Source organism: Clostridium sp. AM43-3BH, assembly GCF_003479985.1.
Classification (GTDB): Bacteria; Bacillota; Clostridia; order Lachnospirales; family Lachnospiraceae; genus Otoolea; species Otoolea fessa.
Map to the genome: position 1 here is coordinate 1 of NZ_QUIH01000003.1, position 25,154 is coordinate 25,154.

Annotated in this window: 25 protein-coding genes, 2 tRNA genes and 1 riboswitch; of the genes, 26 read left to right on the top strand and 1 reads right to left on the bottom strand. The window is 48.8% G+C overall.

Going from position 1 to position 25,154, the window contains the following annotated elements:
* Positions 1-149: 149 nt before the first annotated feature.
* The 18 genes from DW931_RS05740 to DW931_RS05820 all read left to right on the top strand — a co-directional run bounded on the left by DW931_RS05740 (position 150) and on the right by DW931_RS05820 (position 16,161).
* Positions 150-224, top strand: a tRNA-Pro gene (locus DW931_RS05740).
* A 13-nt stretch (positions 225-237) separates the two neighbouring features.
* Positions 238-310 (top strand) — tRNA-Gly (locus tag DW931_RS05745).
* A gap of 321 nt (positions 311-631) precedes the next feature.
* The gene (gene rpsB / locus DW931_RS05750) at positions 632-1,363 is read left to right on the top strand and encodes a 30S ribosomal protein S2 (RefSeq protein WP_022359217.1); all 732 of its coding nucleotides are present in this window, start codon (positions 632-634) and stop codon (positions 1,361-1,363) included.
* 124 nt (positions 1,364-1,487) lie between these two features.
* Positions 1,488-2,420, top strand: a complete 933-nt coding sequence (tsf, locus tag DW931_RS05755; RefSeq protein ID WP_117796323.1) for a translation elongation factor Ts — start codon at positions 1,488-1,490, stop codon at positions 2,418-2,420.
* Positions 2,421-2,877: 457 nt separating this feature from the next.
* A riboswitch (TPP riboswitch) is annotated at positions 2,878-2,984 on the top strand.
* 393 nt (positions 2,985-3,377) lie between these two features.
* Positions 3,378-3,914 (top strand): energy coupling factor transporter S component ThiW, encoded by a 537-nt coding sequence (thiW, locus tag DW931_RS05760; RefSeq protein WP_107000378.1) that lies wholly within the window; start codon positions 3,378-3,380, stop codon positions 3,912-3,914.
* Positions 3,907-4,728: a hydroxyethylthiazole kinase gene (gene thiM, locus DW931_RS05765; RefSeq protein ID WP_117796325.1), complete on the top strand. Its 822-nt coding sequence runs from the start codon at positions 3,907-3,909 to the stop codon at positions 4,726-4,728. The genes thiW and thiM overlap by 8 nt, the downstream gene beginning before the upstream one ends.
* Positions 4,729-4,782: 54 nt before the next feature.
* Complete coding sequence (thiE, locus tag DW931_RS05770) at positions 4,783-5,418, top strand: thiamine phosphate synthase (RefSeq protein WP_118467799.1); 636 nt, start codon at positions 4,783-4,785, stop codon at positions 5,416-5,418.
* Between the two features lie 181 nt (positions 5,419-5,599).
* On the top strand, positions 5,600-6,409 hold the full coding sequence (thiD, locus tag DW931_RS05775; protein ID WP_118467801.1) for a bifunctional hydroxymethylpyrimidine kinase/phosphomethylpyrimidine kinase: 810 nt from the start codon (positions 5,600-5,602) through the stop codon (positions 6,407-6,409).
* On the top strand, positions 6,406-7,068 hold the full coding sequence (gene tenA, locus DW931_RS05780) for a thiaminase II (protein ID WP_118467803.1): 663 nt from the start codon (positions 6,406-6,408) through the stop codon (positions 7,066-7,068). The genes thiD and tenA overlap by 4 nt, the downstream gene beginning before the upstream one ends.
* A 2-nt stretch (positions 7,069-7,070) precedes the next feature.
* Positions 7,071-7,823, top strand: a complete 753-nt coding sequence (locus DW931_RS05785) for an ABC transporter ATP-binding protein (protein ID WP_118467805.1) — start codon at positions 7,071-7,073, stop codon at positions 7,821-7,823.
* A 35-nt stretch (positions 7,824-7,858) separates the two neighbouring features.
* Positions 7,859-8,599 carry an ABC transporter permease gene (locus DW931_RS05790; protein ID WP_117796467.1) on the top strand — a complete coding sequence of 247 codons (741 nt, stop codon included), beginning with the start codon at positions 7,859-7,861 and terminating at the stop codon, positions 8,597-8,599.
* A 235-nt stretch (positions 8,600-8,834) separates the two neighbouring features.
* Complete coding sequence (locus tag DW931_RS05795; RefSeq protein ID WP_118468079.1) at positions 8,835-9,902, top strand: ABC transporter substrate-binding protein; 1,068 nt, start codon at positions 8,835-8,837, stop codon at positions 9,900-9,902.
* 257 nt (positions 9,903-10,159) lie between these two features.
* Positions 10,160-11,233: a tryptophan--tRNA ligase gene (gene trpS / locus DW931_RS05800; protein ID WP_117796329.1), complete on the top strand. Its 1,074-nt coding sequence runs from the start codon at positions 10,160-10,162 to the stop codon at positions 11,231-11,233.
* Positions 11,234-11,482: 249 nt separating this feature from the next.
* On the top strand, positions 11,483-12,802 hold the full coding sequence (locus tag DW931_RS05805; RefSeq protein WP_117796330.1) for a sodium-dependent transporter: 1,320 nt from the start codon (positions 11,483-11,485) through the stop codon (positions 12,800-12,802).
* A 355-nt stretch (positions 12,803-13,157) separates the two neighbouring features.
* The gene (locus DW931_RS05810; protein ID WP_118482353.1) at positions 13,158-13,814 is read left to right on the top strand and encodes a DUF6465 family protein; all 657 of its coding nucleotides are present in this window, start codon (positions 13,158-13,160) and stop codon (positions 13,812-13,814) included.
* Between the two features lie 93 nt (positions 13,815-13,907).
* Positions 13,908-14,114 (top strand): hypothetical protein, encoded by a 207-nt coding sequence (locus DW931_RS16060; protein WP_118482354.1) that lies wholly within the window; start codon positions 13,908-13,910, stop codon positions 14,112-14,114.
* A gap of 238 nt (positions 14,115-14,352) precedes the next feature.
* Positions 14,353-14,580, top strand: coding sequence for a hypothetical protein (locus DW931_RS05815; RefSeq protein WP_118482355.1), 228 nt, complete (start codon positions 14,353-14,355; stop codon positions 14,578-14,580).
* Positions 14,581-14,769: 189 nt separating this feature from the next.
* Positions 14,770-16,161, top strand: a complete 1,392-nt coding sequence (locus DW931_RS05820; protein WP_182429164.1) for an RsmF rRNA methyltransferase first C-terminal domain-containing protein — start codon at positions 14,770-14,772, stop codon at positions 16,159-16,161.
* Here the strand turns inward: DW931_RS05820 and DW931_RS05825 are convergent.
* On the bottom strand, positions 16,158-17,045 hold the full coding sequence (locus tag DW931_RS05825; RefSeq protein WP_118482356.1) for an RluA family pseudouridine synthase: 888 nt from the start codon (positions 17,043-17,045) through the stop codon (positions 16,158-16,160). The two genes, DW931_RS05820 and DW931_RS05825, sit on opposite strands and share 4 nt — an antisense overlap.
* A 293-nt stretch (positions 17,046-17,338) precedes the next feature.
* Here DW931_RS05825 and purE point away from each other — a divergent pair, with 293 nt between their 5' ends.
* The 8 genes from purE to DW931_RS05865 all read left to right on the top strand — a co-directional run bounded on the left by purE (position 17,339) and on the right by DW931_RS05865 (position 24,910).
* Positions 17,339-17,851 (top strand): 5-(carboxyamino)imidazole ribonucleotide mutase, encoded by a 513-nt coding sequence (purE, locus tag DW931_RS05830; protein ID WP_107000367.1) that lies wholly within the window; start codon positions 17,339-17,341, stop codon positions 17,849-17,851.
* Between the two features lie 38 nt (positions 17,852-17,889).
* Positions 17,890-18,921, top strand: coding sequence for a phosphoribosylformylglycinamidine cyclo-ligase (gene purM, locus DW931_RS05835; protein WP_022359210.1), 1,032 nt, complete (start codon positions 17,890-17,892; stop codon positions 18,919-18,921).
* Complete coding sequence (gene purN, locus DW931_RS05840; RefSeq protein WP_118467813.1) at positions 18,915-19,508, top strand: phosphoribosylglycinamide formyltransferase; 594 nt, start codon at positions 18,915-18,917, stop codon at positions 19,506-19,508. The genes purM and purN overlap by 7 nt, the downstream gene beginning before the upstream one ends.
* A gap of 10 nt (positions 19,509-19,518) precedes the next feature.
* Positions 19,519-20,793 (top strand): phosphoribosylamine--glycine ligase, encoded by a 1,275-nt coding sequence (purD, locus tag DW931_RS05845; protein WP_118626922.1) that lies wholly within the window; start codon positions 19,519-19,521, stop codon positions 20,791-20,793.
* 190 nt (positions 20,794-20,983) lie between these two features.
* Positions 20,984-21,523: a rubrerythrin gene (gene rbr / locus DW931_RS05850; protein ID WP_118482357.1), complete on the top strand. Its 540-nt coding sequence runs from the start codon at positions 20,984-20,986 to the stop codon at positions 21,521-21,523.
* Between the two features lie 363 nt (positions 21,524-21,886).
* Positions 21,887-23,164 (top strand): NlpC/P60 family protein, encoded by a 1,278-nt coding sequence (locus DW931_RS05855; protein ID WP_207664440.1) that lies wholly within the window; start codon positions 21,887-21,889, stop codon positions 23,162-23,164.
* Positions 23,165-23,200: 36 nt separating this feature from the next.
* The gene (locus tag DW931_RS05860; RefSeq protein WP_118482359.1) at positions 23,201-23,656 is read left to right on the top strand and encodes a ribonuclease Z; all 456 of its coding nucleotides are present in this window, start codon (positions 23,201-23,203) and stop codon (positions 23,654-23,656) included.
* 165 nt (positions 23,657-23,821) lie between these two features.
* A complete protein-coding gene (locus DW931_RS05865; protein ID WP_118482370.1) occupies positions 23,822-24,910 on the top strand; it encodes a DNA/RNA non-specific endonuclease in 1,089 nt (362 codons plus the stop codon).
* Positions 24,911-25,154 lie beyond the last annotated feature (244 nt).

The following is a 25,154-nucleotide window of genomic DNA, read 5'->3' on the forward strand; positions in this document are numbered from 1 at the left end:
CGGTCGAGGGCTTAACCAAAAGGTTATGGTTAAGGATAGGTAAGAGGAAGTTATTTCCTAAAGGATGGAAGATAGAAAGTAGAAGAAATTCAGTGTGCAGTTTTGAAGGTATATAAACGTTCAAGAAAATCAAATATAAACGTGGATGACGGGGTGTGGCTCAGCTTGGCTAGAGCGCCTGGTTTGGGACCAGGAGGTCGCAGGTTCGAATCCTGTCACCCCGATTCTTACAAATATGCGCGAGTGGCTCAGTTGGTGGAGCGCGACCTTGCCAAGGTCGAGGCCGCGGGTTCGAGTCCCGTCTCGCGCTCTTTTTATTTCTAGGATTTATGCGGGTTCCGAGGTTTTCGGAGCCCGCTTTTAATTTACATAGAATTGCTAAAAGTTTTTACTGAAGGTTTTGTATTATCATTCCGTATATGCTTGCTGGAAGAAATTCAAGAAACGAAGAAAAATGAAGGAAAATGCGTGATTTTTTTAATTTCCACTTGCATGTATACCGTGCCTGTGATATAGTATAAAGGCTGAAAATTCACGCCGGTCGGATTTACGCAGGACGGTGCTCATTATGAGTCCCCGCGGAAAGCATGAGAAGACGGCGGAAGAAAAACCAAAATTGGAGGAAAGAAACATGAGCGTTATTTCAATGAAGCAGTTACTCGAAGCAGGTGTACATTTTGGACACCAGACCAGAAGATGGAACCCGAAAATGGCTCCGTACATCTACACCGAGAGAAATGGTATCCACATCATCGACCTTCAGAAATCTGTAGGTAAAGTAGATGAGGCTTACAAGGCAGTATCCGATATCGCAGCAGACGGCGGCACAATCCTGTTCGTTGGTACAAAGAAGCAGGCTCAGGACGCTATCAAGACCGAGGCTGAGAGATGTGGTATGTTCTATGTAAACGAGAGATGGTTAGGCGGTATGCTGACAAACTTCAAGACCATCCAGAGCCGTATCGCTAGATTAAAACAGATCGAGGCTATGTCTGAGGACGGAACTTTCGACGTTCTGCCGAAGAAAGAAGTTATCGAGCTGAAAAAAGAGTGGGAGAAGCTGGAGAAGAACCTGGGCGGTATCAAAGATATGAAGAAGATCCCGGATGCTATCTTCGTAGTAGATCCGAAGAAGGAAAGAATCTGCGTACAGGAGGCTCATACTCTGGGTATTCCGCTGATCGGTATCATCGATACCAACTGTGATCCGGAAGAGCTGGATTATGTAATCCCGGGTAACGATGATGCTATCCGTGCCGTAAAACTGATCGTTTCCAGAATGGCAGACGCTGTTATCGAAGCTAAGCAGGGCGAGGCTGAGGCAGCTGCAGCAGAGGGCGAAGCAGAGGCTACAGAGGCTTAATTAACCCCAAAATTAAAAACTGAAACCAAAAGACCAGGAGCACGCCGCGGTTTTCCGCATAAAAGCGTGCTCCGCGCGGGTATACGAACGTGTACCTGAATTTATATACACGGAGGGATTTAAGATGGCAGTTACAGCCGCAATGGTAAAAGAGTTACGTGAAATGACAGGCGCTGGTATGATGGACTGTAAGAAAGCTCTTGCAGCTACAGATGGCGACATGGACAAAGCTGTTGAGTTCCTGAGAGAAAAAGGACTTGCAGGCGCTACTAAGAAAGCTGGCCGTATTGCAGCAGAGGGTATCGTTATGACTAAGGTTACCGCTGATGAAAAGAAGGCAGTTGTAGTAGAAGTAAACGCAGAGACAGACTTCGTAGCTAAGAACGAGAAGTTCCAGAACTATGTATCTGATGTTGCTGAGCAGGCGCTGAACACAAGCGCAGCAGATATTGACGCATTTCTGGCTGAAAAATGGGCAAAGGATCCGTCCCTGACAGTTGCAGAGGCTCTGTCTTCCCAGATCTCCATCATCGGCGAGAACATGAAGATCCGTCGTTTTGCTCAGTTAGCTGAGGAGAACGGTTTCGTTGCTTCCTACATCCATGCAGGCGGCAAGATCGGCGTTCTGGTAGACGTTGAAACTGACGTTGTAAACGATGCAATCAAAGAGATGGCTAAGAACGTAGCTATGCAGGCTGCAGCTCTGAAACCGCTGTACACCAACGACAGCGAAGTAGATGCAGATTACATCGCAAAAGAGAAAGAGATCCTGACTGTAGCAGCTAAGAACGAGAAGCCGGACGCAAACGACAAGATCATCAGCGGCATGGTTATGGGTCGTATCAAGAAAGAGCTCAAAGAGATCTGCCTTCTGGATCAGGTATATGTTAAGGCTGAGGATGGCAAGCAGAGCGTAGCTCAGTATGTAGCTCAGGTTGCTAAAGAGAATGGTGCGAAGATCACTGTTAAGAAGTTCGTTCGTTTTGAGACTGGTGAAGGTATCGAAAAGAAGGAAGAGAACTTTGCAGAGGAAGTTGCAAAGCAGATGGCACAGTAAGCGAACTACTTGTTGTAACTTCATATAACTTATTAGAAAGTGCTGAAACCCAGTATTTATGTAGGGTTTCAGCACTTTTTTGTGTACTGTTTTTTGATACTTTTTTATATAACTTGTTGCAATTTATTCTATCTTCTTATGCGAATTGTGTAAAAAAGTGTGTAGTGAGTTGTGTAGAGGTTTTGGGGGATTTGTGTAATAACACGAATGGAACGCCTCAGCTGATTGCAGACGCACCTTTGCAGTCTGCTCAGCATTACATTTACCGGTCTCAGGATCCCATTAGCGATTCTTTTGGGTGGCATTATGGGACTCACCGGAATCTGGCGGGCGCTTATGCTGACCTTGATCGTGAAAGGATAGGGGATAAAAGTGCACCAGAAAGTCGCACTTGAAAATTTCGCCAGATGCGCTATAATAAGTCTGGCGATGGTTCAGCATGGAAACATTGCAAATTTGATAAAAACAGGGGAGCTCGTTAGCGGGCTGAGAGGAAGTAATCGAACTTCGACCCTTTAACCTGATGCGGATAATGCCGTCGTAGGAAGTCATGAGATGAATTTTTACAGGAGATATCCGCAGGGGTATCTCCTGTTTTTTCATATAACAGGAAAATCCGTTGAAATTTCCTGTTATATAAAAAGTCCTACCGGGCGGGATCGCACTGCGGCGGAAGGGAATCATGTCGCAAGCGACCGCGCTCGGCGCGGGAATGTGCCAGGGCACATTCTTTTAAAATTAAATTCTTTGAAAGGGGGAACGTATTCCGCATGTGTGCGGCGAGCTGAGGGGGAGCGCCCTGAGCTTTGTAGGCAGCGATGGGAAGCCGTGTTCCGGCGTGAGAGGATACCAGAGAGTATCGACCGAATTTCATGCAGAAAACGTAAATTGTTCGTAACTGTTCAAGAATATCAAAGAAACAGAACAGTTGCAAATTTTCAAAGAAGGAGAAGAAAAATGAATAAGACAAACACGAAAAAACTGGCGATTGCGGCTGTATTCTGTGCCGTTGCCATCGTAGGAAGTTTATTTTCCGTTCCGGTGTTCGGAAGCAAGTGTTCCCCGGTACAGCATATGGTAAATATCCTGTGTGCCGTTCTTCTGGGACCGGGCTATGGACTGGGAGCGGCCTTTGCAGCGGCGCTGATCCGAAATCTGTTAGGACTTGGAAGCCTGATGGCATTTCCGGGCAGTATGTTTGGCGCCCTGATCTGCGGACTGGTTTACAAGAAAACGCAGAGTGTGTTCGCAACTTTGATCGGTGAGGTGCTTGGAACGTCCATTCTGGGCGGATTTGCAGCATATCCGGTGGCAGTTTTCCTGATGGGAAAGAGCGCGGCGGGACTGGCTGTCTATGCCTATGTGGTTCCGTTTTTGATCTCGACCGCGGGAGGCGCGATCATAAGCGCGGTTCTGATTTTAAGTTTAAAGAAAGCCAATATTTTAGCAGGAATGCAGGAAGCACTGAGAGAGGAGAAGCCAGCACATGTTTAAAGAAATATTTGATAATGTAAGAGAAAAATGTCCGTTAATCCACAACATTACGAACTACGTGACTGTCAATGACTGTGCCAACGTGGTACTCGCATGCGGCGCGTCCCCGATCATGGCGGATGATAAGGACGAAGTTTCGGATATCCAGACCATCTGCGGCGGACTGAATATCAATATCGGCACATTAAACAGCCGGACCATCGAATCCATGCTGCTTGCCGGAAAGCGGGCAAATGAGCTGGGTCATCCGGTAGTTTTAGACCCGGTAGGCGCCGGTGCGTCGAAACTCAGAACAGAGACCGCCAATCAGCTTTTAAAGGAAGTCAGGTTTACCGTGATCCGCGGGAACATTTCGGAGATCAAGACACTGGCACTTGGAAATGGGACGACGAAGGGCGTGGATGCCGATCTGGCAGACCGGGTGACGAAGGAAAATCTGGACGAGGCGGCAGCTTTTGCGAAGGCATTTGCCGGAAAGATGAATGCGGTCGTTGCGATCACCGGTGCGATCGACATTGTGGCGGATGCGGAGAAGGCATACTGCATTTACAACGGTCGTCCGGAGATGTCTTCCATCACGGGAACCGGCTGTCAGCTCTCGGCTCTGACGGCGGCCTTTGTGACAGCCAACCAGGAACAGCCGCTTGAGGCAGCTGCTGCGGCAGTCTGCGCGATGGGACTGGCCGGGGAGACGGCATACGCCCGTTTAAGTGAACTGGACGGCAATGCGACTTATCGGAATTATATCATTGATGCTATTTATCGCATGAACGGAGAAGCGCTGGAGGCTGGAGCAAAATTTGAAGTAAGATAATAGAGCTTTAGTGTCCGTTTTTATAAGAACAGCTGAGAAAAGGAGGAAATGCAGATGAACTGCAGACCGGAAGATATGCTGCTTTACGCGGTGACAGACCGCGCATGGCTGAAGGGGGAAACTCTGGAGAGTCAGGTTGAGAAAGCTTTGAAGGGCGGGGCGACGTTTGTCCAGCTGAGAGAAAAGGAGCTTGACGAGGCGGAGTTTCTGGAGGAGGCAAAGAAGCTTAAAATGCTTTGCAGAAAGTATCAGGTTCCGTTTGTGATCAATGACAACGTGGAGATTGCCCTGGCGGTGGATGCGGACGGCGTCCATGTGGGACAGAGCGATATGGAAGCGGGAAAGGTCCGGGAAAAGCTGGGACCAGATAAGATCATCGGCGTTTCCTGCAAAAATGTAGAACAGGCGCTTCTTGCGAAAAAGCATGGGGCGAATTATTTGGGAGTCGGAGCCATCTATCCGACGGGAACCAAAAAGGACGCCGATGCCGTGACGCCGGGGATGCTTGCCAAGATCTGTCAGGCAGTCGATATTCCGGTTGTTGCGATCGGCGGACTGAATAAAGAACATCTGGAACTGTTAAAAGGAACAGGTGTGGACGGCATTGCAGTGGTCAGCGCCTTGTTTGCGGCCGATGATATTGAAAAGGCAGCAGAGGAACTGAAGGAAGCTGTAAAAAAGGTCCTGTAAAGATGAAAACGTTGTCATTTTGTCAAAAAATGGCATGAAAAAGTTTATAAGAAAAAGCTTGTGAAAAAAGCTTCATTAAAAAATGGTAAGAAACTTTGCAAAAAGTTTTTTATGGCGGCACATTGGGGGCACCACCTTGTGTCGCCTTATAAAAGTTATTGATGCCTGAAAGGAGTTAATTATGAAGACAGCATTAACAATCGCTGGAAGTGATTGCAGCGGAGGCGCCGGTATCCAGGCCGATTTAAAGACGATGATCGCCAATGGAGTATATGGAATGAGTGCGATCACGGCGCTGACGGCCCAGAACACAACCGGCGTCCAGGGGATTTTTGAGATAACCCCGGAATTTCTGGAACAGCAGATTGACAGCGTATTTACGGATATTCGTCCGGATGCGGTAAAGATCGGTATGGTTTCTTCAACCGGACTGATCAAGTCGATTGCGAAGAAGCTTTGTGAGTACCAGGCAGAAAACATTGTTGTGGACCCGGTTATGGTGGCGACGAGCGGAGCAAAGTTAATCAGCGACGACGCCATCGACACCTTGAAAGAATCGCTTTTTCCATTAGCGGCGGTTCTGACACCGAACATTCCGGAGGCGGAGGTCTTATCAGGAATGGAAATTAAGTCTGCCGACGATATGATTACGGCAGCAAAATGTATCAGTGAAACGTACCATTGTGCGGTTCTCTGCAAGGGTGGACATCAGTTAAATGATGCCAACGATCTTTTATACCGGGACGGCGGATACCGTTGGTTTAACGGAAAACGCATCCACAATTCCAACACCCATGGGACGGGCTGTACCCTGTCCAGCGCGATTGCATCCAATCTGGCGAAGGGCTATGATCTTGACACCGCGGTGGAACGTGCCAAGGCATATATTTCCGGCGCACTGGGAGCGATGCTGGATCTTGGAAAAGGATCCGGGCCGATGGATCATGGATTTGATTTCTGGGGAAAAGGATTTGCGGAGGAACGCGTATGACAATGACAGAGAGGCTTTTGGAAGCCACAAAGGAGATCTGGGCTGGTTACAATGAAAAACCGTTCGTAAAAGGCATTGCGGACGGCAGTCTGGATCATGATAAATTCAAATATTATATGATACAGGATTATCTGTATCTGATTGATTACACAAAGGTGTTTTCCATCGGGGCGGCAAAATCAACGGATCTCGCATTTATGCGCCTGTTTGCCGGATATACCCACTCGATTCTGGATGGGGAGATGGATATTCACCGTGCTTACATGGAACGTTTGGGGATAACCAGAGAAGAGGCGGAACAGACGCCGGTCGCTCTGGATAACCTTTCTTATACTTCTTATATGCTTCGCATCGCTTATGAGGGGGGCACGCCGGAGGCGGCAGCAGCGATATTGTCCTGCGCCCTCAGCTATGAATGGATTGCGAAGAAAATCGCAGCAGACAGACCGGATGCCGACAAACATCCATTTTATGGGGAGTGGATCCGGGGATACGCTTCCGAGTCTTACCACAAGGAAAATGAAGTCCTTGTAGAGTGGATGAACCGTCTGGCAGAGGATCTGTCTGAGAAACAAAAGAAACATCTGGTGGATATTTTTGTGGCCTGCTCCCGCTATGAAGCGGCATTCTGGGATATGGCGTGGGAAATGAGGCGGTAAATATGCTTACATTTGACAACGTGCGTTTCCAATATGCGGTAGAGGATTTTTCGATCATTGACCATCTGTCGTTTGAAGTCCAGGATGGGGAGTTTGTGTCCATCATCGGCGCTTCCGGCTGTGGAAAAAGTACGATCTTCCGGCTGGTAAATAAGCTTCTTACCCCGGCTTCCGGTGTGATCCGGGTGGATGGGGAATCGATCGAAACGAAGAAAAATTACTGCGGATATATGCCGCAGCAGGATCTGCTGTTTCCATGGCGCACCGTGCGGGAGAATCTGATGCTTCCGATGGAGATTCAGGGCGGATATTCGAAGGAACAGATGCAGAAAAAAGCGGATGATGCGCTTCGATCGGTTGGACTTGCAGACTGGGGAGATAAGACGCCGAAAGAGCTTTCCGGCGGTATGCGCCAGAGAGCCGCCTTTGCGAGAACGGTTCTGACGGGTTCAGACCTTCTGCTTTTGGATGAGCCGTTTTCAGCCCTGGATTATCTGACAAGACTGTCTATGCGGGAGTGGCTTCTGGAACAGTGGGAGAAGGAGAAAAAGACGGTTCTTTTCATCACGCATGATGTGGAAGAAGCGGTGTTTCTGTCCAGCCGGATTCTCGTGGTGGAACAGTCACCGATCACACATCTGCGCTCCATCGAGGTCCCGGCGGGATATCCGCGATCCCGGGAAGAGCTTCGCAGACCGGAGATTCTGTCCTTAAAGGAAGAACTGATCGGAATGCTTAAGAAGGAGAAGGCGTGATGGAACAGAAAAAAACAAATAAAATGGGAAGCCGGATGAATGCGAATCTTCCAGCCCTGATTCTGGTGGCGGTGCTTCTGTTTACATGGCAGGCAGCGGCTATGGGGATTGATGCGGCCTATATTCTCCCGTCTCCGGTTCAGGTGGTTGTACGGCTGTGGGAACTTCGGGGTCCATTATTTACGGCACATCTGCCGGCGACGATGTCGGTAGTTGCGATTGGACTTTTGATCTCGATCGTGCTGGGCGTGGGACTGGCTGTGCTGATGGATGCCAGTGAGACGGCAAGAAAGGCGCTGTATCCGCTGATCATCGCCTCGCAGACGATCCCGACGACGGCGCTGGCACCGCTGTTTGTCCTCTGGTTTGGCTACACGATCTGGAGCAAGGTGCTGGTAACGGTGCTGATTACGTTTTTCCCGATCACGATCACGGTATTTGACGGGTTCCGGTCGGTGAAGACGGAAATGGAAGAACTTTTGTTTACATTTGGCGCGGATAAGCGTCAGATCTTTTTGAAATTAAAGATTCCGGCGACGCTTCCGTACTTTTTTTCAGCGATCAAGATGGCGGTACCGCTGTCGATCATCGGAGCGGCGATTGGAGAATGGCTGGGCGCTCAGAGCGGACTCGGATATTTCAGCCGGAGAATGATGACCCAGTTAGATGGAGCCGGTGTATTTGCACCGATTCTGCTCCTATCGGTAGTGGCGATGGCGGCAACGTGGGTTGTCTCGCTGCTTGAAAAGCGGATGATTTTCTGGAGGAATGAGTAGGAAATTGTGATATAGGATGAAATTTTGAAGTATGTGTGCGGATATTGAAAAGTCTGTATTTTTGAAATGTGTGCTGCAGGCCGAAAAAGTGTATTCACAAAAAGAGCTACTCGTGAAGAAGTCCAGATCGTTGAGATTGGTATGTGAATCCAGTAAGTCATATGCAAAAAAACTGGAAAACAGATAAGTGATAGGGAAATATAAACGGAAATTTGTAAAACTGAAAGGATATGAGATGAAAAAACGAATGAGAATGGCTGCCGCAGTGATGGCAGCAGTGATGGGAATGATGACACTTGGCGGATGTGGAACGGCCAGCGAAAAGAGTGAGACAGCTGCTCAGGCAGAGGGCACGGATGCGAAACAGACCTCGGAAGATGGAAAAAGTCAGGATCTTAAAGAGATCAATGTGGTTCTTGACTGGTATCCGAATGCGATCCATACCTTTATTTATACGGCGATCGAGCGCGGCTATTATGCGGAAGAAGGACTGGATGTGAATGTGCGTTTTCCGGCCAATGCGAACGATGCGTTATCACTGGTAGCGGCTGGAAAGGCGGAGATAGGCATGTACTATCAGCAGGATGTGATCCAGGCGGTTGCCAATCAGGGAACGAAGATCAAATCCATCGGTGCGATCGTGCAGTCCCCGTTAAGTGTCGTTCTTTCTTTAAAGGATAAGAATATCACAGGACCGGAAAATCTGGTTGGAAAAACCGTTGGTTACGGCGGAACAGCACTCAGCGAGGCGGTTGTCAAGAGCATGATGGAATATGTGGGAGCGGATGCATCGGATGTAAACCTGATCGATGTCGGATTTGAACTGATGAGTTCTATGACGACCGGCAATGTGGATGCGACGATCGGATGCCTTGTCAACCATGAGGTTCCGCAGATGGAGGAAGAGGGCTTTGATGTCAACTACTTCATGGCAGATGGATATGGAATCCCGAATTATTATGAGGAAGTATTCCTTGCCAACAACGAAATGATCCAGCAGGAGCCGGAAGTTCTGGAAGGATTCTTACGCGCATCGAAGAAGGGCTTTGAAGACTTTAAGAACGATCCGAATGGCTGCCTGGCAATCCTGATGAATAATCAGAATGAGGAAAACTTCCCTCTGACCCAGAGCGTGGAGGAGAAGTCCTGTGAGACACTTCTGCCGCTCATGGAGAGCGATGAGGTTCCGTTTTTGACCCAGACCGAAGAGTGCTGGCAGGAAAACATCGACTGGATGAGCGAGAGCGGGCTGATCGATAAGAAAGTGGATGTTTCGGATGTGATGGTAAACCTGCAGGAGTAAGAGCCAGAAGTAGTCAGAGACTGGCTGTTTGCGCAGAGCAAGTAAATTTCCGGAACTGGAAATTCTGGTGTTTAACATATATATGCAAGACAAGAATGGTAACAGAGTTACAGAGTTACTGGGGAAGATGGAGTCTCAGAATGTTGACAGTCTGCCAGCCAGGATATATAATATTTTCGTAACTGTTCAGTACCTTAACAGTCACGCGCAAAAATCCATTAAAGAAAAAACACCAGAATGGAAGGGGAAACAAATAGATGAAGAAAATTATTTTAACCGGCGATCGTCCTACCGGGCGCTTACATGTCGGACATTATGTTGGCTCTCTGAGCGAGAGAGTGAGACTTCAGAACTCCGGCAAGTTCGATGAGATTTATATTATGATTGCCGATGCGCAGGCACTGACGGACAATGCCGATCACCCGGAAAAGGTGCGTAAAAATATTCTGCAGGTTGCCCTGGACTATCTGGCTTGTGGAATTGACCCGGAGAAATCCACCATCTTTATCCAGTCGATGGTGCCGGAGCTGACAGAGCTTACTTTTTACTATATGAACTTGGTTACGGTATCCCGTGTACAGCGAAATCCTACCGTAAAAGCAGAGATTCAGATGCGTAATTTTGAGGCAAGCATCCCGGTTGGATTCTTTACTTATCCGATTAGCCAGGCGGCGGATATCACTGCATTCCGCGCGACGACCGTTCCGGTTGGAGAGGATCAGATGCCGATGTTAGAGCAGTGCAAGGAGATCGTCCATAAATTCAACAGCGTGTACGGCGAGACTCTGACGGAACCGGAGATTCTGCTTCCGTCCAACAAGGCGTGTCTGCGTCTGCCGGGTATCGATGGAAAGGCAAAGATGAGCAAATCGCTTGGAAACTGCATCTACCTCTCTGATTCGGAAGCAGATGTGAAGAAGAAGATCATGTCCATGTTTACAGATCCAAATCACCTGCGTGTCGAGGATCCGGGTAAAGTCGAGGGCAATCCGGTCTTCATCTATCTGGATGCATTCTGCCGTCCGGAGTATTTTGCAGAGTTCCTGCCGGATTACCAGAACCTGGACGAGCTGAAAGCGCATTACCAGAGAGGTGGTCTGGGCGATGTGAAGGTGAAGAAATTCTTAAACAACGTCATGCAGGCTGAACTGGCTCCGATTCGCGCGAGACGCCAGGAATGGGAGAAGAGAATCCCGGATGTATTTGACATCTTGAAAGAGGGAAGCAAGGCAGCAGAGGCGAAGGCTGCTGAGACACTTCGCGATGTGAAGGCTTCGATGCGGATCAATTACTTTGATGATGACAGTCTGATCGATACGATCGAAGACTAAGATAAAAAGTGGAAATTCGGCGTGGCTTTCTGGAATGCCGGGAGTGTGCTGCCGGAAATGAATTGAATTAAGAAATAGAGAAAAGTCTGTCTTTTGGCATGGGAAAGGTGTCGGGGGACAGGCTTTTTTGCGTGATTCCCACTTAAAAACGGTTTACATAGTCCCTAAAATTCGATATAATAGTCCATATTGCGTTATAACGCAAGGCTATATCAAATATGAAATGAAAGAATACTAAGAGGGCTACACATGAGTAAAAACAAACAATGGGCGAGTAAGCTGGGCTTTATTATGGCGACGGCTGGGGCGGCGATTGGATTGGGAAATCTGTGGAAATTTCCATATCTGATGGGAAAGAACGGTGGATTTCCATTTCTGGTTGCGTATCTGTTTTTTATCGTCGTTCTCGGACTGCCGGTTATGATCACGGAAATGTCCCTGGGACGGAAGACGCGGCATGATCCGGTGCAGGCATATGCGGACATTCATCCGCACGCACGGATTGTCGGTATATTCGGCGTACTGGCGGCGTTTATTATTTTGAGTTATTACAGCGTCATCGGCGGCTGGATTTTAAAGTATATTGCCAGCTATGTGACGACGGCGGCAGCGCCGGATTTTAACGCCTTTATCGGCAGCAGCGAGCCGGTGATCTGGCATATTGTATTTATGGCAGCGACTATAGCTGTCTGCTATTTTGGCATCAATGGCATTGAGAAAGCGAGCAAATTGATGATGCCGATGCTTCTGGTTCTGTTATTTGTCATCATTTTCAGAAGCGTGACGCTTCCGGGAGCTTCGAAAGGACTGTTATTTATCTTCCAGCCGGATTTTTCGGCGTTCACGCTTTCTTCTGTCAGCGCGGCACTGGGACAGGTGTTTTATTCCCTGAGTCTCTGTATGGGTATCACGATCACCTACGGAAGCTATCTGAGTGGAAAGGAAAATATTCCAAAAAGCTGTATGATCGTCGGTGGTCTGGACACCGTGATTGCGGTTCTCGCGGGTATCGCGATCTTTCCGGCAGTATTTGCCTTCGGTCTGGAGCCGGGACAGGGACCGGGACTGATTTTCGGCACACTGCCGATGGTATTTGCGAATATTGCGGGGGGAACTTTCTTTGCAATCCTGTTTTTTGCGCTGGTTTTTTTCGCAGCCGTTACGAGTGCGATCGCACTTCTGGAAGTCTGTGCCTCTTTTGCGATTGATTCGCTGGGCTGGGAACGCAAGCATGCGGCGCTTGTGATTGGTACGGCGATCACGCTGCTTGGCATTCCGAGTGCGCTGTCCTTCGGCGTCCTGAGTGATGTCACAATCCTGAATCAGTCGGTCTTTGATTTCGCCGGACTGGTAACGGATAATATTCTGATGCCGCTCGGTGGACTCACGATGTGCTACTATGTAGGCTGGAAATGGAAACCGGAGTATCTGCTTGCGGAGATCGAGGCGGACGGTACGAAATTCCGTCTGGGAAAACTCTGGGTGTTCTGCATCCGATTCCTGACGCCGATTATGGTGGGAATCGTCAGTGTAACTGGATTTTATAATTTGTACTTGGCGATTCGGTAGGAAGAGCGGTTTTGTTGACAAAAACAGGAAATTGCCGTATAATTTGTTAAAGTTCAGACAAGGTCATGGAAATAGGGATAGGATGTGCTTGACGGTGGATCAAGGGCGGAAAAAGACCATTTGTGTGATAATCTGAATGGACAGACAACTTGGGGAAACTTGAATATAAGACAATTAAATTATGGGGATACCGCAGAATGACAAGGATGTGATTAGGCGGTGTCCCTACTTCGACTGTCGGGAATGAATCGGATATGAGGCATTGCCGCAGGCAGAAAAGCTGCGCCGTGTGAGTGAGCACAGAATCACAAGCCGGAAGACGTTGCGGAGAAAGCAGAGAAGGAGGATGAGATATATGGTTCAGAGAAAGAAAACATTAGCCAAGACAGCGGCAAAGAAATCTGTTTCAACGGAAGAGAAAAAGGTTCCGTCTGTTGTGGAGAAAAAAGAGACAGCCGTAGCTGAAGTGGCGAAGAAAGAAACGGCAGTGGCAGCAGTCGCAAAGAAAGAGACAGCGGTAGCGGAAGTGGCAAAGAAGGAAACAGCTGTTGCAGCGGTGGAGAAAAAAGAGACGGCAGTAGCATCCGTTCCGAAAAAGGAAACTGCACTGGCACATGTAGAGAAGAAAGAAACAGCCGTAGCGCCGGTACAGAAGAAGGAGACCGCCCTCGCAGAGAAGAAAGAGGTGGCAGCAGCCGCAGAGAAAAAGGAGACAGACGTGACCGTAAAGAAAACAACTGCAAAGAGAACCACAAAGACAACCACAAAGACAACCACTGCAGCAAAGAAGACAGCTGAGAAAAAGGAAGTAAAGACAGTTGCATACGTACAGTACGCAGGTGCTGAGATTTCTATCGAGAAGCTGGAGGCAGAAGCAAAGAAAGCATATGCAGCTCTGGGACATAAAGAGGACGAGATTGAGACTCTGACCCTGTATGTTAAACCGGAAGAGCGTGCCGTTTACTATGTGGTAAATGGAGAAGGTTCCAGCGAGTACAAGATTGTGTACTAAGGTGGTCGTTCGGTGAAGTTTCCGGCTCTGTATGACGGGAAGTTTACATACCATATCTGCTTAAAATGAGGGAGCAGGTATAAAAATTTAAGAATGGTAAAAAGCCAGTTTTTATATCTTTGGTGTATTAAGAGAGATATAGAATTGGCTTTTTTTGTTGATAGGGAGATGTTTAAAAAACGCTTTGCAAGAATTACAACAGGGAATGCGGATGATTCGATGCCAGGCGTAGTGAAGGAAAAAACAGCCAGAACAGTACGCCAGCGGTTAAGGTCAGGCAAATTTCCATGGCACTGTTGATGATTCCCGATAAAATCCAGCTGTCCAGACAGAAAACACAAGAAGTCCAGAGAAGCAGGAGGCAGAGGCGCCCACGGGCAGCAGGAGAATCCAAAGAGTGAGTCAATTTGCTGAAAAAGGCAGTATTGGAGGGGGGTTGGGAATAACGGGCAGGAGCTGGGGACGAAAGATAGAGCTGCAAGCTTAAATAAAACAGATTATAAAGAAATAACAGTGCAGCCGCCAGTGCCAGAAGCGTGTGAAGGATAGCACAGACTGGGAGGTGCTCCGGGGTATAGGGCAGCAGGGCAGCGGCAGTGAGGAGAAGCAGGCAGTATTTTGCCTGGCGGGGGCGGTACAGGGAGAGTTGGGAGTAGAAAAAGCCGCCGCAGAGCAGGCACCAGAGAAAAAATTCCCCGCGTCGGTGCAGTGCGATGCTGATACTGGAAAAATTGGAAGAAAACAGATTGCATCCGCGTGTGAGTGAGAAACTAAAAAATGGGAGGAGAACGAACGTAAATATCCATCGAATCATGAGGATAGTGTGGGAAAATGGGGCGGAAAAGATACTGGAAAGAAGAGGCAGAAATAGTTGACGGAATTGCTGTTTATGTAATAGTATTATTATTTAGGAAAGATGAATTATATGTTTGATTAAGAAGGATAATACAAAACCATGATAAATTTACCAGCAGCATTTACTGAACGAATGAAACAGATGCTCGGCAGGGAGTACGATGCGTTTATCGCCAGTTACGACAAGGAGCGCTCACAGGGACTGCGCGTGAACGGACTGAAAACGGATCCGGCGGAATTTGCTAAGACGGCTCCATTTTCTCTGAATCCGGTTGCGTGGGCGGCGGAGGGATTCGCTTATGGGGCGGAGGATCGTCCGGGGCGTCATCCGTACCACGATGCGGGCGTTTACTATATTCAGGAGCCGAGCGCGATGATTGCGGCTTCGCTTTTAAACCCGCAGCCGGGGGAAATGATTCTGGATCTCTGTGCGGCACCGGGCGGAAAATCGACGCAGGCGGCGGCGAGACTGAGCGGAGAAGGACTTCTGGTGAGCAATGAGATCCATCCGGCGCGTGCAAAGATTCTCTCGCAGAATATCGAGCGCATGGGAATCCGGAATGCGGTTGTGACAAATGAAGATTCCGGGCGGCTGACGAAGTATTTTCCGGCATTTTTTGATGGGATCATCGTGGATGCACCGTGTTCCGGCGAGGGAATGTTCCGCAAGGATGAGACGGCGGTCACGGAATGGAGCCCGGAGAATGTGCGTCGCTGTGCTGGGCGGCAGCAGGAGATTCTTGAAAATGCGGCGATGATGCTGAAACCGGGCGGACGGCTGGTGTACTCCACCTGTACTTTTGCGCCGGAGGAGGACGAGCAGGCGATCGGACGTTTCTTAGAGGCACATCCAGAGTTTGCGCTAGAGGAAACGCCGGACTATCCGGGACTTTCGCACGGCGTTCCAGCCTGGGGGGCGGGTGTGACGGATGGAATCGAGAAAACGGTCCGTATCTGGCCGCACCGGACCGAGGGAGAAGGCCATTATGCGGCACTTCTTCGAAAAACGGGTGAGCCGGAGATCGTGAAGCGTAAATATCCGGCTTCAATGAAGGACAAGAAGCTTCTGGCAGTCTATGAGGATTTCTGCAAAGAGATATTTATTGAGCCGAAGAAATGGACAGCGGACAGTACGATGACGATGTTTGGCGACCAGCTTTACCGGACGCCGGAGGAGATGGTCGATTTTAAGGGGCTGCGGGTGCTTCGCCCGGGGCTTCAGATGGGAGAATTTAAGAAAAACCGTTTTGAGCCGTCCCACGCGCTGGCACTTGCCCTGCATCCATCGGAGGTAAAACAGAACGTGAACCTGTCTGCCGCCGCGCCGGAGACGGCGGCATACCTGCGCGGCGAGACGATCCAGCTTTCTGAGGAAGACGCCGGAAAAGGCTGGTGCCTTGTGAGTGTGGACGGGTATTCGCTCGGATGGGGCAAGAAGAGCGGCGGTACGCTGAAAAACCATTATCCGAAGGGACTGAGAAAGCAGTATTAATGGAAAAAGGAAAAATCCTCCGGCATCGGAGCCGTAAACTCCATTGCTTCCCCTGTGATCGGATGCCGGAATGCCACCGTATAGGAGTGAAGCGCCTGCCGTCCGATGAAGCGGTAATCCGGGTTGTATAGAAAATCCCCTAAAAGTGGGTGCCCGATGGCTTTCATGTGGACCCGGATCTGGTGGGTGCGCCCCGTTTCCAGGCGAAGCCGGACGAGGGAGCAGCCGAGATCGTCCCGGTAATCGAGACACCGGTAATGGGTGACGGCGTGTTCCCCATGATCCATATCGATGCAGCGTTCGATGGTGGAACCATCTTTTCGGGCGATCGGCAGATCGATGGTGCCGGATTCTTCTGGTTTACCGGCAACAATCGCGAGATATTCGCGGCGTATCTCTTTTTTTGCAGTCATGGCGGAGAGAAATGCGCCGCTTATTTTATGTTTGGCGATCAGCAGAAGACCGGTGGTGTCGCGGTCTAAGCGGTTCACGGCACGGAACACGAAATGTTCGCCGCGCGAGGCAAACCGGTACGCGAGGGCGTTTGCCAGAGTATTTTCATGGTGTCCCTGGGATGGGTGGACAGGCATTCCGGTGGCTTTGTTGAGTATTATGAGATCTTCGTCTTCATATACTATATCGATCGGAAGATTGACCGGAAGAATATCTGAAGAAACGGGTTCGTCCGGGAGAAAGAGCGTCAGGGTGTCTCCGATCTGAAGCGGTGTGTTTAGCCAGGACGGTGTTCCGTTCAGGCAGATCTGCTCAGGGTTCTGTTTGAGCTCGATGAGTATGCGGCGGGAATATCCGGCATCGCGGAGGAAGGCGCCGATGGTGTCAGCTTTGTTTTTATTTGTAATAGTGTATGATAATGTCCGTTTCATTTAGGGAACCTCTTTGGGGTGAAAATGGGTTATTTGTTGTCATTCCAATAAGGATAACATAAAAGCAGGATGGGCTGCAATGTCAGAGTGAAATTTGTTCTTGATTACGGCTACATTATTTTGGAACAGGAAGCGCCACATGAGAACGTATGACGAAATTTTGAAGGATTCTCGAAACACTATTGACTTGCCATGAAAAACCTAGTATCATTACTAATAAGTAAGGCTGTTTTTATTCAAATTACTTATAAGTAGAACTAATAAATACAATGCAGAGAAAAGGAGAATGAACGATGGCAAAAGTAGGAATTGTAATGGGAAGCGATTCGGACATGCCGATCATGGCACAGGCAGCAGATTTTCTGGACAAGATGGGGATTGATTATGAAATGACAATCATTTCTGCACACCGTGAGCCAGACATCTTTTTTAACTATGCAAAATCCGCTGAGGAGAAAGGCTTTAAGGTTATCATTGCAGGTGCTGGCAAGGCAGCACATCTGCCGGGTATGTGCGCGGCACTGTTCCCGATGCCGGTAATCGGTATTCCGATGAAAACCTCGGATTTAGGCGGAGTTGATTCTCTGTATTCGATCGTACAGATGCCATCCGGTATTCCGGTTGCAACGGTAGCGATCAACGGCGGCAAGAACGCGGGTATTCTGGCAGCCAAGATTCTGGCAACTTCCGATCCGGAGCTGTTAGCGAAATTAAAGGCATACTCCGAGGAGATGAAGAATGAAGTAGCCGGTAAGGATGAGAAATTACAGAAGCTGGGACATAAAGAGTATCTGGCACAGAAATAAAAACAAAAAATATAAACAAGGACATACGGAGGAAAACCATGGATTACAAGAATTCCGGAGTAGATATTGAGGCTGGTTATAAGTCGGTAGAACTGATGAAAGAGCATGTAAAGAAAACGATGCGTGAGGAAGTGCTGGGAGGTCTGGGCGGCTTTGCCGGTGCATTCTCCCTGGCAAAGATTAAAGAGATGGAAGATCCGGTTCTCTTATCTGGTACGGACGGCTGTGGTACCAAGGTAAAACTGGCGATCATCATGGACAAGCATGACACGATCGGTATCGACGCGGTTGCGATGTGTGTCAACGACATTGCATGTGCAGGTGGCGAGCCGCTGTTTTTCCTGGACTATATTGCCTGCGGCAAGAACTATCCGGAAAAGATCGCGGATATCGTAAAAGGCGTTGCAGAAGGCTGCTTACAGTCGGAGGCAGCTCTGATCGGCGGCGAGACAGCCGAGCATCCGGGACTGATGCCGGAGGAAGATTATGATCTGGCTGGTTTTGCTGTCGGTGTGGTTGATAAAAAAGACATGATTACCGGCGAAAACCTGAAACCGGGTGATGTACTGATCGGTATGGCATCCACCGGCGTTCACAGCAATGGTTTCTCCCTGGTCCGCAAGGTATTTGAGAAGGAACTTAACAAAGAGGGGCTGGAGACCTACTATGAGGAGTTGGGAACCACGCTTGGCGAGGCCCTTCTGGCACCGACCCGTATCTATGTAAAGGCGCTGAAAGCAGTGAAGAATGCAGGCGTGACTGTGAAAGCGTGCAGCCATATCACAGGCGGCGGCTTCTATGAGAATGTTCCGCGTATGCTGAAAGACGGTGTCCGCGCAGTCATCAAGAAAGACAGCTATCAGATTCCGCCAATCTTTGGTATGCTGGCGAAGAAAGGCGATATCGAGGAGCATATGATGTACAATACCTACAACATGGGTATCGGCATGGTTGTAGCAGTCGATGCGGCTGATGCAGAGCGTGCGATGGAGGCAATGAAGTCCGCTGGCGATACACCGTACATCATCGGTTCCATTGAGGCAGGAGAAAAGGGAGTAACATTATGCTAAGAGTCGTTGTAATGGTGTCTGGCGGCGGTACAAATCTGCAGGCAATCCTGGATGCGGTTGATAACGGCAAGATCACGAACGCAGAAGTTGTGGCGGTTATCAGCAACAATGAGGGCGTTTATGCGATTGAGCGCGCGAAAAAACACGGTGTCCCGGCGTTTGTTGTGACTCCGAAGGCGTATGAGACGCGAGATGCATTCGATGAGGCGCTTTTAGAGACCGTCAAGGCGTGTAAGCCGGATCTCATCGTTCTGGCTGGATTTCTTGTGAAGATTCCGGCGGCGATGATCGAGGCATACAGAAATAAAATTATTAATATCCACCCGTCCCTGATTCCGTCCTTCTGTGGCGTCGGCTATTATGGACTGAAGGTGCATGAGGCGGCACTGGCGCGCGGCGTCAAGGTGACGGGCGCGACGGTTCACTATGTGGATGAGGGAACCGATACCGGTCCGATCCTCTTCCAGAAAGCCGTAGAGGTGCAGCCGGATGATACGCCGAAGACGCTGCAGCAGCGCGTGATGGAACAGGCAGAGTGGGTACTGCTTCCGCAGGCGATCGATGCGATTGCAAACGGAAGAATATAAGGAGAAGAACATGAAAGTTTTAATCGTTGGCAGCGGCGGACGTGAGCATGCGATCGCATGGAAAGTGTCTCAGAGTCCGAAGGTAGATAAAATTTATTGTGCACCGGGCAATGCGGGAATCGCAGAGTATGCAGAGTGTGTGCCGATCAGTGCGATGGAATTTGATAAGCTGGCGGCATTTGCGAAAGAGCATGAGGTTGATCTGACCGTGATTGGCATGGACGATCCGCTGGTTGGCGGTATCGTGGATGTGTTCGAGGCACAGGGACTGCGTGTATTTGGACCGAGAAAAAATGCGGCGATTCTGGAAGGATCGAAGGCATTTTCCAAGGATCTGATGAAGAAATACAACATTCCGACCGCAGCCTATGAGACTTTTACCGATCCGCACAAGGCGCTGGAATACTTACAGAGCGCTAAGATGCCGATCGTTTTGAAAGCAGATGGTCTGGCACTTGGAAAAGGTGTTCTGATCTGCAATACTTTAGAGGAAGCAGAGGCAGGCGTCAAGGAGATCATGGAGGACAAGAAGTTTGGTTCTGCCGGCAATCAGATGGTCATCGAGGAGTTCATGACAGGACGCGAGGTTTCTGTCCTTTCCTTCGTCGATGGCGATACGATCCGCATTATGACTTCCTCCCAGGATCACAAGCGGGCGCTGGACGGCGATCAGGGCTTAAATACAGGCGGTATGGGAACCTTCTCGCCAAGCCCGTTCTACACAAAAGAAGTAGACGAATTCTGCAAAAAGTACATCTATCAGCCGTCGGTTGACGCGATGAAGAAGGAAGGACGTACCTTCAAGGGCATCATTTTCTTCGGTCTGATGCTGACCGAAGATGGTCCGAAGGTGCTGGAATACAATGCGCGTTTCGGCGATCCGGAGACACAGGTTGTCCTGCCGCGCATGAAGAACGATATCGTGGAAGTCTTTGAGGCATGTATCGACGGAACCCTGGATCAGATTGAGCTTGAATTTGAGGACAATGCGGCAGTCTGTGTTGTTCTGGCGTCGGATGGTTATCCGGTGAAATATGAAAAGGGCTTCAAGATTCACGGTCTGGAGAAGTTCAAGGATGCAGACGGATACTATGTATTCCACGCGGGCACGAAGTTTGATGAGGACGGCGACATCGTGACAAACGGCGGTCGAGTGCTGGGCGTTACTGCAAAGGGCAAAGACCTGAAAGAGGCGCGCGCCAACGCATACAAGGCGACCGAGTGGATCGATTTCGCTAACAAATATATGCGCCATGATATCGGGCATGCGATTGATGAGGCGTAGGGGAAGCGGTAGGTAGTAGATTCCTATTTAGAAAAGAAACGGGGATATCAGATTTGAACGTCTGATATCCCTGTTTTTGTCTGGATGTTGGAAAAAAATGCTTTTGAAAAACATATTAAAAACATTCAAGCGTGCTATAATAGAAAGAAAAGATGAACTGTTTTCATGCAATTAAAAGGAGGACAATGCAATGGCTAACAAATATGCAGGAACCCAGACGGAAAAGAACCTGAGGGAGGCTTTTTCTGGTGAATCACAGGCAAGAAATAAATATACCTATTTTGCATCCAAGGCAAAAAAAGAGGGATTTGAGCAGATTTCCGCCCTTTTTTTAAAGACCGCAGACAATGAGAAAGAACACGCAAAGATGTGGTTTAAGGAATTAGACGGTCTGGGAAATACCGCAGAGAATCTGGCATCTGCTGCAGACGGCGAGAACTATGAGTGGACAGATATGTATGATGGATTTGCCAAGACGGCTGAGGAAGAAGGATTCCCGGAACTGGCAGCGAAATTCCGTATGGTAGCGGAGATTGAAAAGCACCATGAAGAGCGCTACCGTGCCCTGCTTCACAATGTGGAAGCACAGGAAGTATTTAAGAAGAGCGAAGTGAAGGTATGGGAATGCCGCAACTGCGGTCATATCGTAGTAGGCGAGAAAGCACCGGAAGTTTGTCCGGTATGCGCACATCCGCAGGCTTATTTCGAGATCCATGCGGAGAATTACTAAATCTGGGGATCAATCGTGGAAGCAGATGCCTTTTGTGGGAATGTGAGACGCAAGAGGCAGTTATGGATTTGGTATGTGATTGAGTATCAGTAATGTGAGTTAGAGTGGATATGCCATGGACGGCGAGGATCTGATGGATTTGCTGGTCAGTCAGCTGGGGGCACTTTCGGAAACGACGAGGCGCCAGCTGGGGAGGTTGCCGATTCCTTATTGTGTATAAAAAAGGAAGATGCATCATATAAAAGATACGAAAATTAAGCAGGCTGTTTTGGATCAGTTCATATGAGATCGTCTTTTTTATCATTCGCACCAGATGTTTCGAAGGAACAATGCCAGGCAGAGCATTGGATCGATATAGAAAATGTGTCAGAATCAGTAAAAATGACGCCGGAAGAAATTGAAAATTTGAATGCACGGATTTTACGGACATATGGAACGGAAATGCATGATTTGAAAAATGAAGCCTTTGCCAAAGAAGAGAGAGTTGTTTATGATAAATGGTGTGGAAATTTCTTATCATTTGGGATACAGGGGATAAATTGGACTGTGCGTGATGCTCAAAATTCCGTGGATAAAAATGTTCATATCAAATATGGAATCGCGACTTCACAGGGGTTGATCAAACAGTTTCCGATGGAGACTTTTTTAGCTGATGAGGAGGATCCATCCGATCCGGAGTGGGATGAGGCAGCACTTTGTCTCTGTATGGTCGGGGAACCGCTTTTGATTTTGGGTTCGGTGCAGGAGGAGGGTTATCTGTATGTCCAGAATGAATGCAGCGAGGGCTGGATATCGGCAGAGTCGGTGGCAGTCTGTCGGAACCGGGCGGAATGGCTGATGGCGGCATTTCCGATCCATCCGTTAGTAGTGACAGGGGATATGGTCTGGCTGGAAGCAAGTGCAGTCTATCCGGGAACCAGTGCATACCGGCTTCGGATGGGGACGGTGTTGGAATTGTGCGTGGAAGAAGGAATTCCAGAGATAAAAGAAACAATAGAAACAAACAGAATAAAAGGGACAGGAGCGGTAATAGAGACAACAGAAGCACAGGAAGAACAGAGTGTACAGAACAGACTGTCTTGGAATAATTACATCGTCTGGCTTCCATGCCGCGCCCCGGATGGCAGTTTCTTCCGGCAAAAAGGATTGATTCCGATGAGCCGGGACGTATCGGTGGGATATTTGAGCTTGACAAATGAGGAGATTATTAAACAGGCGTTCAAGTGTCTGGGAGACCGCTACGGCTGGGGCGGAATGCTGGAGAGTCGGGATTGTTCTTCCTATATCCGGGAAGTGTACCGCTGTTTTGGATGGATCCTGCCTCGCAATACGACCGGTCAGCTGCAGATGCCAGTTCGAAAAATAGAGCTGGCGGGGCGGCGCTGCTCAGAAAAAAAGCAGATTTTAAGAGCATTAGAACCAGGCACACTTCTATATTTTCCGGGACATGTGATGATGTATCTGGGATATGAGAATGGCAATTTTTATGTCATAAACGATGTGAGCAGGCTGGTAAAAGAAGGAGAAACGATGCCGGTGCGTGTACGATCGGTGATTGTCAACACGCTGGCAGTCAGGCGTCCCAATCTGCGGACCTGGATGGAGGAGCTGACGCTTGCTTTGATTCCTTGGGAAACATGAAGCGTACAGCAGATAGAAAAAGGGAGAAAAAGAGAGATGAAGATAATTGTATGTGTGGATAATCAGAACGGCATGATGTTCAATCACAGACGGCAGAGCCAGGACCGCGTGCTTAGAAAGCGTATTCTGGAGCTGACAGGTGGGAAAAAACTGTGGATGAATGCATACAGCCAGAAACAGTTTTTACAGGTGAATGGAAATATGCCGAAAGAACAGGAACAATCCGGGCAACTGGGGCAATCCGGGCAGATTCAGGCAGATGAAGCGTTTTTGGAAAAGGCGGGGCCGGGAGAGTACTGTTTTGTCGAGGACAAGGATGTTGTTCCGTATGAGAGCCGGATCGAAGAAGTGATTCTTTGTCATTGGAACCGGGATTATCCGGCAGATATGTATTTTAAGATGGATCTGGGCAGCTGGAAGCTGGCAGAAACGCAGGAATATGCGGGTTCCTCGCATGAGAAAATCACAGAAGAGCGGTATGTGCGCAGGTAAAAAATATACATAAAAAGTAAGTACAATATAAAAGAGTAAGAAAAACATAAAAAACAAGTCAAATATAAAAAAGAGCCGGTTCTGCACCTGAAAATCAGGCGCCAGAACGCACAAATCTACATGGCTCTGAAAGGGATAGGCTTAAACGGAAAGGCAGAAATTCATATGAGAAAATTGAAAATGTGGCTTCTGGGGCTGGCTGCAGCGGCGATGCTGTCTGTTTCAGCGTGCGCGCAGGAGATTCCAGAGGGAAGTCTGAATGGAAACGGAAGTGTCAGCGCGGAGGAAAATCAGGCGGAAAGTGCGGACGGAGATTCGCAGGCGGTGTCATCGTCAGAAAATGGTGGAAACCGTGTATCTTCTGCTTCGGGAACGTCATTTAATCTGGCGGATGTACCGGCATATTCCGGTCAGCCGTATGTGGCGGTCAATGGAAATGTGCCGTATTTTACCGATGCGGACCTGACGGATGTATCATTTGAGAGTTACAGTGATCTGGACAGCCTGGGGCGCTGCGGCGTGGCATATGCTTCGGTTTCGCAGGACACGATGCCGACGGAGAAGCGCGGCTCGATCGGGGAAGTCAAGCCGACGGGCTGGCATACGGCGAAGTATGACAATGTGGATGGAAAGTATCTCTATAACCGCTGTCATCTGATCGGCTACCAGCTCACGGCGGAGAATGCCAATGTCAAAAACCTGATTACCGGAACCCGCTATCTGAACGTACAGGGAATGCTGCCATTTGAAAATCTGACAGCCGATTATGTGAAAGAAACCGGAAACCATGTCATGTACCGCGTAACGCCGGTTTTTGAGGGCAATAATCTGGTTGCCTCCGGCGTCCTGATGGAGGCGGAATCCGTCGAGGATCAGGGCGAGGGAGTGCTATTCTGCGTGTACGTCTATAATGTCCAGCCGGGTATTGCGATCGATTATGCGACAGGAGAAAGCTGGGCGGACGGCTCTGGAAGTGCGGGAAGCACAGCCGGACAGGGAACGGTTGGAAATGGCAGCAGCCAGAATCAATCGGCTGGATCGGGAGCAGCTGGTTCGTCGGGAGGCGGCGCTGGATCCTCTGGAAGCAGCGCGACGGTTCAGACCTACATTCTCAATACCAACTCGAAAAAATTTCATCTTCCAAGCTGCACATCTGTCACCCAGATGAAGGCGGCAAACCGGCAGGAATTTACCGGTACGCGCGATGAAGTGATTGCAGATGGATATGAACCATGTAAGAACTGCAATCCCTGATAAAACAGGAGTGCAAAGTGTCTCGTTTCTGGGATTGGTGCTGTCCCAGTATGCGTACTTAAATGCAATCAAATGGACCAATTCGGGAACGGCGACGGTTTTGATTATGAAATAGTATAAGAATAATATTAGAGATTTACTTTTTTAACAATGCTTTGCAAGAATTCTCCTATCCTCTTTAGTGTGGCAGTATCAATAGAGAGAAAAAGGATTGACAATTTCACAAAATATTCACAAATAATTA

Excerpts from the sequence above, each read along its gene's own strand:
- rpsB (WP_022359217.1), top strand. The coding sequence starts at position 632 with ATGAGCGTTATTTCAATGAAGCAGTTACTCGAAGCAGGTGTACATTTT.
- tsf (WP_117796323.1), top strand. The coding sequence starts at position 1,488 with ATGGCAGTTACAGCCGCAATGGTAAAAGAGTTACGTGAAATGACAGGC.
- thiW (WP_107000378.1), top strand. The coding sequence starts at position 3,378 with ATGAATAAGACAAACACGAAAAAACTGGCGATTGCGGCTGTATTCTGT.
- thiM (WP_117796325.1), top strand. The coding sequence starts at position 3,907 with ATGTTTAAAGAAATATTTGATAATGTAAGAGAAAAATGTCCGTTAATC.
- thiE (WP_118467799.1), top strand. The coding sequence starts at position 4,783 with ATGAACTGCAGACCGGAAGATATGCTGCTTTACGCGGTGACAGACCGC.
- thiD (WP_118467801.1), top strand. The coding sequence starts at position 5,600 with ATGAAGACAGCATTAACAATCGCTGGAAGTGATTGCAGCGGAGGCGCC.
- tenA (WP_118467803.1), top strand. The coding sequence starts at position 6,406 with ATGACAATGACAGAGAGGCTTTTGGAAGCCACAAAGGAGATCTGGGCT.
- DW931_RS05785 (WP_118467805.1), top strand. The coding sequence starts at position 7,071 with ATGCTTACATTTGACAACGTGCGTTTCCAATATGCGGTAGAGGATTTT.
- DW931_RS05790 (WP_117796467.1), top strand. The coding sequence starts at position 7,859 with ATGAATGCGAATCTTCCAGCCCTGATTCTGGTGGCGGTGCTTCTGTTT.
- DW931_RS05795 (WP_118468079.1), top strand. The coding sequence starts at position 8,835 with ATGAAAAAACGAATGAGAATGGCTGCCGCAGTGATGGCAGCAGTGATG.
- trpS (WP_117796329.1), top strand. The coding sequence starts at position 10,160 with ATGAAGAAAATTATTTTAACCGGCGATCGTCCTACCGGGCGCTTACAT.
- DW931_RS05805 (WP_117796330.1), top strand. The coding sequence starts at position 11,483 with ATGAGTAAAAACAAACAATGGGCGAGTAAGCTGGGCTTTATTATGGCG.
- DW931_RS05810 (WP_118482353.1), top strand. The coding sequence starts at position 13,158 with ATGGTTCAGAGAAAGAAAACATTAGCCAAGACAGCGGCAAAGAAATCT.
- DW931_RS16060 (WP_118482354.1), top strand. The coding sequence starts at position 13,908 with ATGGTAAAAAGCCAGTTTTTATATCTTTGGTGTATTAAGAGAGATATA.
- DW931_RS05820 (WP_182429164.1), top strand. The coding sequence starts at position 14,770 with ATGATAAATTTACCAGCAGCATTTACTGAACGAATGAAACAGATGCTC.
- DW931_RS05825 (WP_118482356.1), bottom strand. The coding sequence starts at position 17,045 with ATGAAACGGACATTATCATACACTATTACAAATAAAAACAAAGCTGAC.
- purE (WP_107000367.1), top strand. The coding sequence starts at position 17,339 with ATGGCAAAAGTAGGAATTGTAATGGGAAGCGATTCGGACATGCCGATC.
- purM (WP_022359210.1), top strand. The coding sequence starts at position 17,890 with ATGGATTACAAGAATTCCGGAGTAGATATTGAGGCTGGTTATAAGTCG.
- purN (WP_118467813.1), top strand. The coding sequence starts at position 18,915 with ATGCTAAGAGTCGTTGTAATGGTGTCTGGCGGCGGTACAAATCTGCAG.
- purD (WP_118626922.1), top strand. The coding sequence starts at position 19,519 with ATGAAAGTTTTAATCGTTGGCAGCGGCGGACGTGAGCATGCGATCGCA.
- rbr (WP_118482357.1), top strand. The coding sequence starts at position 20,984 with ATGGCTAACAAATATGCAGGAACCCAGACGGAAAAGAACCTGAGGGAG.
- DW931_RS05860 (WP_118482359.1), top strand. The coding sequence starts at position 23,201 with ATGAAGATAATTGTATGTGTGGATAATCAGAACGGCATGATGTTCAAT.
- DW931_RS05865 (WP_118482370.1), top strand. The coding sequence starts at position 23,822 with ATGAGAAAATTGAAAATGTGGCTTCTGGGGCTGGCTGCAGCGGCGATG.